Genomic DNA, 6,573 nt, shown 5'->3' with positions numbered 1-6,573 from the left:
TACTTGCTCAATTGAAAATTGAGCTTAGTAGGACTTATGCAATAGCAAAGCTATTGTAAACAGTGGAAGCGTGTACTTGATTCAAGTCGTAATTGTTAAAAGGGCAGTAGCTGACTGGATTGAAAATAAAAATGATCTTTAATAGTGTATTGAGTAAATGCTTTTAAAGTATGAGCTTGAGTTCCAATAAAATCATTATTCATTTCAATCCTAGTCATCCTTGCCGGGGTGGGACGACGAAATCATTTAAAAACAAATTAGATTTCTGTCCCACTCCCTAGTTTATAGTTAATATCAAAAATAAAAAGTATTACTAGAGCATATGACTTTAGTTTACTTATTTACTTAAATTGTTCATCTTTCACTATGAAACTGATATAATTGTAAGTGTAAATTATAGAAGGAGTATCAACTCATTATGGATGTAAAACCAAAGTCAAAAGAAATTAAGACAGCACATTTGATTGCATATAGTTCATTAATTATTGCTATACTTTATGCCGTACATTTATTTTTAGTGTTAGATGATAGTGTAATAAAACAATTGCTATCTAATAGTGGACAAAAAACATCAAAAAATGCTGTTGGCACAATTAAAAATAGTTTTCAGTTTACTGGGATTATGTATATCTTAGCGAACTTAGCAGGTATCTTTGCAATTTGGAATAGACATAGCTATTTATGGTGGTTCATGTTTGCGGTATTCGCATCACAAATTTTGTATAATATAATTAATATTGGTGCAGTTTATCACGCAATATTAGATGTGAAATCAAGTTTAAACTTATTACCACTAACATTAGTATTAGTAATATCATTTGTACTCGGCGTATACATGTTAATCGTTTCAATAGTACGTAAGAGTACGTTCAATAGATAGAAGTTTGCTAAAGGTAACGAACGTATGATATAATGCGTTTCGTATATGATGAATGGAGGACAATTTTCATGCATACATTAATAATAGTACTTTTGATTTTAGATTGTATTGCATTAGTAACTGTTGTGTTACTCCAAGAAGGTAAAAGTAATGGACTATCAGGTGCAATCAGTGGTGGCGCCGAACAGTTATTTGGTAAACAAAAGCAACGCGGTATTGATTTATTCTTGCATAGATTAACAATTGTATTGTCTATCATTTTCTTCTTGTTAATGTTAGGCATAAGTTATTTTGGTTTATAAGGTCCGACAATGTTAAAGTCGGGCTTTTTTATTTATAATAGATATGTTGAGTTTAAATGTATAGTGAAATATTCAAGTATAGATAAATATAGTGATATTGTAATTAAAAGCATAAACGAAAGGATTGAATACAATGCAGATGAAACTTCCAGAGCCATTCTTTTTTGAAGAAGGGAATAGAGCAGTGTTGTTATTGCATGGTTTTACAGGAAATTCCTCAGATGTAAGACAATTAGGTCGATTCTTACAGAAAAAAGGTTATACATCTTACGCACCACAATATGAAGGACATGCAGCACCACCTGAAGAGATTTTAAAATCTAGCCCTTTTGTATGGTTTAAAGATGCCTTAGATGGTTATGACTTTTTAGTAGATAAAGGTTATGATGAAATTGTTGTAGCTGGTTTGTCACTTGGTGGCTGCTATGCTTTAAAATTAAGCTTAAACAGAGATGTAAAGGGTATTGTAACTATGTGCTCTCCTATGTATATTAAGACTGAGGGCGCTATGTTTGAAGGGGTTTTAGAATATGCCCGTAATTTTAAAAAGTATGAAGGAAAAGATGAAGCCACAATTCAAAAAGAAATGGATCATTTCAAACCAACAGATACTTTAAAAGAATTGCAAGGTCAAATTGAAGATGTAAGAGAACACATTGATGAAGTGATGGATCCGTTATTGGTTATTCAAGCAGAGCAAGATCAAATGATCAATACAGATTCTGCAAACATTATATACAATGAGAGCGAATCTGATGATAAAGATATTAAATGGTATGCAAATTCAGGACATGTCATTACGATAGACAAAGAGAAAGAATTAGTATTCGAAGATGTCTATAATTTCTTAGAATCATTAGATTGGTCTAATTAAAATATAAATATTTAAAAATAGAAAGGAGGGGCATAATGAATTTAAAGCAATCCATTGAAGAAATTATAAAACAACCAGATTATGAACCAATGTCTGTGTCTGATTTTCAAGATGCATTAGGTTTAAATAGTGCCGACTCATTTAGAGACTTAATTAAGGTGCTTGTTGAATTAGAACAAACAGGTTTAATTCAACGTACAAAAACAGATAGATATCAGCGCAAGGAATCACAAAAGTCAAAACAACCAAAATTGATAAAAGGTAAACTTAGCCAAAATAAAAAAGGCTTTGCATTCTTACGTCCAGAAGTAGAGGACATGGATGATATCTTTATCCCACCTACGAAGATAAACAGAGCTATGGACGGTGATACAGTCCTAGTTGAAGTACATCAATCTAAAGGGGATCATAAAGGGAAAGTTGAAGGCGAAGTTAAAACTATAGAAACACATTCGGTCACTCAAGTGGTAGGTACCTATAGTGAAGCACGTCATTTCGGTTTTGTGTTACCAGACGATAAACGAATTATGCAAGATATCTTTATTCCAAAAGGTCAAAACCTTGGAGCTGTTGACGGTCACAAAGTGCTCGTACAAATTACGAAATATGCTGATGGTACAGATAATCCAGAAGGTATCGTTTCAGCAATTTTAGGACACAAGAATGATCCAGGTGTAGATATCCTATCAATCATTTATCAACATGGAATCGAGATTGAATTTCCTGATAATGTTTTAGCAGAGGCTGAGGCAGTGCCAGATCATATCGAACCATCAGAAATTGCAGGTCGCCACGACTTACGTGATGAATTGACAATTACTATCGATGGCGCAGATGCGAAAGATTTAGATGATGCCATTAGTGTTAAAAGATTAAGTAACGGTAATACACAACTAACAGTAAGCATTGCAGATGTAAGTTACTATGTAACTGAAGGTTCAGCGTTAAATGAAGAAGCCTATAGCCGTGCAACAAGTGTGTATTTAGTTGACCGTGTAATTCCAATGATTCCACACCGTTTAAGTAACGGTATCTGTTCATTAAATCCTAAAGTAGATAGATTGACCTTAAGTTGTCAAATGGAACTTAACGAGCGTGGTGAAGTTGTTAGACATGAAATTTTTGATAGTGTAATTCATTCAAATTATCGTATGACTTATGATGAAGTAAATGAAATTATAACGGATCAAAATGCAGAAACTCGTAATAAATATAGCGAAGTTACACCGATGCTTGACTTAGCACAAGACTTGTCGCAACGTTTAATTAATATGAGAAAACGCCGTGGTGAAATTGACTTTGATATTGATGAAGCCAAAGTACTTGTCAATGAGGAAGGTATCCCAACTGACGTTCAATTAAGAAAACGTGGCGAAGGCGAACGCCTCATCGAATCATTTATGTTAGCTGCTAATGAAACAATTGCTGAACATTTTGATCGCTTAGAAGTACCATTTATTTATCGTGTCCATGAGCAACCTAAATCAGAACGTCTACGTCAATTCTTTGACTTTGTAACTAATTTTGGTTTAATGATCAAAGGGACAGGCGAAGATATTCACCCATCCACTTTACAGAAGATCCAACAAGAAGTTGAAGGGCAACCAGAACAAATGGTTATTTCAACGATGATGTTACGTTCAATGCAACAAGCACGTTATGATGATGTGAACTTGGGTCACTTTGGTTTATCAGCAGAGTATTATACCCATTTCACATCACCGATACGTAGATATCCTGATTTAATTGTGCATAGATTAATTCGCAAGTACATTGTAGAACAGTCTATGGATAGAAAAGAAAAAAATAAATGGGAAGAAGCGCTGCCTGAAATTGCTGAACATACGTCACAAAGAGAACGTAGAGCGATAGAAGCTGAACGTGACACGGATGAACTGAAGAAAGCCGAATATATGGTACAACATATTGGTGAAACGTTCGAAGGTATCATTAGTTCAGTTGCGAACTTTGGTATGTTTATTGAATTGCCAAATACAATTGAAGGTATGGTACATGTATCTAACATGACAGATGACTATTATCATTTTGATGAACGTCAAATGGCTATGATTGGTGAACGCCAAGCTAAAGTATTCCGTATAGGTGATCCTGTAGAAATCAAAGTAATCAATGTTGACGTCGACGAACGTATGATTGATTTCCAAATTGTAGGTATGCCATTACCTAAAAATGAACGTGGCCAAAGACCTTCTCGTGGTAAGACGATTCAAGCTAATCCGCGTGGTAAATCATCAGACAAATCAAAAGATGATGGAAACAGTAAAGGTAATCGCACGAAACAGAAACAACGTAAAGGTAAAAACAAACGCAATAATGGGAAACAAGAACAAGGTAATACGAAACATAAACCATTTTACAAAGATAAAAAAGTGAAAAATAAAGCGCGCAAGAAGAAAAAATAACTCAACAAAGAGGTGAAACTCAATGCCAAAGAAAAAATCACCAGGAACACTAGCAGAAAATCGTAAAGCAAGACATGATTATAATATTGAAGATACGATTGAAGCGGGCATTGTGTTACAAGGAACAGAAATTAAATCGATTCGCCGGGGAAGTGCCAATCTTAAAGATAGTTACGCACAAGTCAATCGTGGTGAAATGTATTTAAATAATATGCATATTGCACCATATGAAGAAGGTAACCGATTTAACCATGACCCACGTCGTTCACGTAAGCTATTATTGCACAAACGTGAAATTATAAAACTAGGTGAACGTACACGTGAAGTTGGTTATTCAATTGTTCCATTGAAGCTCTATCTCAAACACGGTCACTGCAAAGTCTTATTAGGTGTTGCTCGAGGTAAGAAGAAATATGACAAACGCCAAGCTTTAAAAGAAAAAGCAGTACAACGTGATGTAGCTAGAGAGATGAAAGCCCGTTATTAAGCGGATATATTGCCAAAGATGATAATCTTTGGTAATATAATATGTGCTTTCTGAAAAAGCTTAGTAGTTACTATATAGTTGTTATAAAGTAATTATGAAGTCAGCAGAAAGTACATTTAATATTATTCTGGGGGCGTTTTTGGATTCGACAGGGGTTCCATGAGCTAGTTAAGCGTGTCGGAGGGTTGTCTCCGTCACCAACACACACAGTTATAATAACTGGCAAAGAAAACAATAATTTCGCAGTAGCTGCGTAATAGCACTCTGCATCGCCTAACGGTATCTCCTATGTACCGTTAACGCGATTCAACCTATAGTAGGATACGCTAGGCACTGCCGTTTGAAGTCTGCCTAGAAGAGATGAATCAAACTAGCATAATGACGGATGTCTATCACCTCCCATTATGCGAAACCTATTGATAGACTACGCACGTAGAAGTGCTAGTATCAGAACCTCTGGACGCGGGTTCGAATCCCGCCGTCTCCATATAAGGAAAGCCTATGACTGAATTGGTCATAGGCTTTTTATTTTTGAGTGCACATTGATTTGATACAAAACAGAAGCAAAATGAAGTAATGGATTTTATGCATTCTAATGGACGTATAAAGGCTTATGAGACGATTGACAAACTACAAAAAGATTTATATGAATTAAAGTATTCTGACCGTAATAATAGTGCTAAGAAGCATAGAAAAGCAACTGTAGTGTGAGGATTGTGATAAATATATGAATTATGATAAAGCTACATTAAAGAGATTTATACTTAACTATCATAGTGTACAAAAAAATGATGATGTAAATGAATGTAATAATGATTTAGGTAATTTCTTTGAACTTAATAATCAAGTGGATACAGACTTTTATGACGATAATAATATAGAAGACGTGATACTTTATAATAAATTAGAGTCGATTGTATAACAAGTTGGGTCAGATAAAGAGCATTATATATTTTGGTTGTTAAGTGAAGGTTATTCATACAAAGAAATTGGGGATGTGCTTTATGTAACTGATGGTAGAGTGAAACAAATATTTGACGGATTGTTGAGTAAACTATCTTAAGTAGTAGGTAATAGAATTTATCTGTATTATACGTGGTTACCTTCTATATTTAGTGAAGAGTTTCATTATACTGTGCAATTGCTAGAATCACCGATAAAACAAGAACGTATTAAATATGAAAGAATTATTCGGTAAAATTAAATATAATAAAAGAGTTACAATAAGTACATCACGTGATTATATTATGGACAGGCACTTATGTGCTTGCCCTATTTTAGTTTATATTATTGAGAATATGCTACAAAAAATAAGCGTTTTTAAGAGGGACTTTTGTAGTTAATTTAAATATTAATTGAAAATATATAATATTTTGTTATTATTAATTTCGGGAGAAAATATAATGAATGAACAATCATGGAGGGTTGTATATGAGAACAAACAACTTATTAAGGGTTATACTATGGCTTGTTGCCATAGTAACTTTAGGATTATTTATTTTTGATAAGATAGGTCTAAATGCATTTATAATAATTTATTTAATTTTTATAATAGGAATAATATATTTAGACTTAGTAGTTAAAAAGAAAAAGGAGAGGAGATAGTT

At 33.6% G+C, this 6,573-nt stretch carries 9 protein-coding genes and 1 other RNA gene; all 10 read left to right on the top strand.

Annotation, left to right across the window (positions count from 1 at the left end):
* Nucleotides 1-418 precede the first annotated feature (418 nt).
* Nucleotides 419-880: a hypothetical protein gene (locus D9V42_RS05360; protein WP_122063581.1), complete on the top strand. Its 462-nt coding sequence runs from the start codon at nucleotides 419-421 to the stop codon at nucleotides 878-880.
* Nucleotides 881-948: 68 nt separating this feature from the next.
* The gene (secG, locus tag D9V42_RS05355; RefSeq protein WP_017722473.1) at nucleotides 949-1,182 is read left to right on the top strand and encodes a preprotein translocase subunit SecG; all 234 of its coding nucleotides are present in this window, start codon (nucleotides 949-951) and stop codon (nucleotides 1,180-1,182) included.
* A 133-nt stretch (nucleotides 1,183-1,315) separates the two neighbouring features.
* On the top strand, nucleotides 1,316-2,056 hold the full coding sequence (locus tag D9V42_RS05350) for an alpha/beta hydrolase (RefSeq protein ID WP_107555814.1): 741 nt from the start codon (nucleotides 1,316-1,318) through the stop codon (nucleotides 2,054-2,056).
* A gap of 35 nt (nucleotides 2,057-2,091) precedes the next feature.
* Nucleotides 2,092-4,479 (top strand): ribonuclease R, encoded by a 2,388-nt coding sequence (gene rnr, locus D9V42_RS05345; RefSeq protein ID WP_122063579.1) that lies wholly within the window; start codon nucleotides 2,092-2,094, stop codon nucleotides 4,477-4,479.
* A 22-nt stretch (nucleotides 4,480-4,501) separates the two neighbouring features.
* The gene (gene smpB / locus D9V42_RS05340) at nucleotides 4,502-4,966 is read left to right on the top strand and encodes an SsrA-binding protein SmpB (RefSeq protein WP_017722470.1); all 465 of its coding nucleotides are present in this window, start codon (nucleotides 4,502-4,504) and stop codon (nucleotides 4,964-4,966) included.
* Nucleotides 4,967-5,095: 129 nt separating this feature from the next.
* Nucleotides 5,096-5,456, top strand: a transfer-messenger RNA (tmRNA) gene (gene ssrA / locus D9V42_RS05335).
* An 86-nt stretch (nucleotides 5,457-5,542) separates the two neighbouring features.
* The gene (locus D9V42_RS15560; RefSeq protein WP_267920585.1) at nucleotides 5,543-5,677 is read left to right on the top strand and encodes a hypothetical protein; all 135 of its coding nucleotides are present in this window, start codon (nucleotides 5,543-5,545) and stop codon (nucleotides 5,675-5,677) included.
* Nucleotides 5,678-5,693: 16 nt separating this feature from the next.
* Nucleotides 5,694-5,888: a hypothetical protein gene (locus D9V42_RS15425; protein ID WP_233665183.1), complete on the top strand. Its 195-nt coding sequence runs from the start codon at nucleotides 5,694-5,696 to the stop codon at nucleotides 5,886-5,888.
* A 36-nt stretch (nucleotides 5,889-5,924) separates the two neighbouring features.
* Nucleotides 5,925-6,029, top strand: coding sequence for a sigma factor-like helix-turn-helix DNA-binding protein (locus D9V42_RS15735; protein ID WP_483009891.1), 105 nt, complete (start codon nucleotides 5,925-5,927; stop codon nucleotides 6,027-6,029).
* Between the two features lie 368 nt (nucleotides 6,030-6,397).
* On the top strand, nucleotides 6,398-6,571 hold the full coding sequence (locus tag D9V42_RS15115; protein WP_158593179.1) for a hypothetical protein: 174 nt from the start codon (nucleotides 6,398-6,400) through the stop codon (nucleotides 6,569-6,571).
* The last annotated feature ends 2 nt before the right edge of the window (nucleotides 6,572-6,573 follow it).

The sequence above is a fragment of the Staphylococcus pseudoxylosus genome, assembly GCF_003697915.1.
Lineage (GTDB): Bacteria > Bacillota > Bacilli > Staphylococcales > Staphylococcaceae > Staphylococcus > Staphylococcus pseudoxylosus.
The sequence above is the reverse complement of the archived record's forward strand: the minus strand, read 5'-3'. Positions and strand labels throughout refer to the sequence as shown.

Bases quoted from the DNA above. Each gene is read 5' to 3' on its own strand.
- D9V42_RS05360 (WP_122063581.1), top strand. From the start codon at position 419: ATGGATGTAAAACCAAAGTCAAAAGAAATTAAGACAGCACATTTGATT.
- secG (WP_017722473.1), top strand. From the start codon at position 949: ATGCATACATTAATAATAGTACTTTTGATTTTAGATTGTATTGCATTA.
- D9V42_RS05350 (WP_107555814.1), top strand. From the start codon at position 1,316: ATGCAGATGAAACTTCCAGAGCCATTCTTTTTTGAAGAAGGGAATAGA.
- rnr (WP_122063579.1), top strand. From the start codon at position 2,092: ATGAATTTAAAGCAATCCATTGAAGAAATTATAAAACAACCAGATTAT.
- smpB (WP_017722470.1), top strand. From the start codon at position 4,502: ATGCCAAAGAAAAAATCACCAGGAACACTAGCAGAAAATCGTAAAGCA.
- D9V42_RS15560 (WP_267920585.1), top strand. From the start codon at position 5,543: ATGGATTTTATGCATTCTAATGGACGTATAAAGGCTTATGAGACGATT.
- D9V42_RS15425 (WP_233665183.1), top strand. From the start codon at position 5,694: ATGAATTATGATAAAGCTACATTAAAGAGATTTATACTTAACTATCAT.
- D9V42_RS15115 (WP_158593179.1), top strand. From the start codon at position 6,398: ATGAGAACAAACAACTTATTAAGGGTTATACTATGGCTTGTTGCCATA.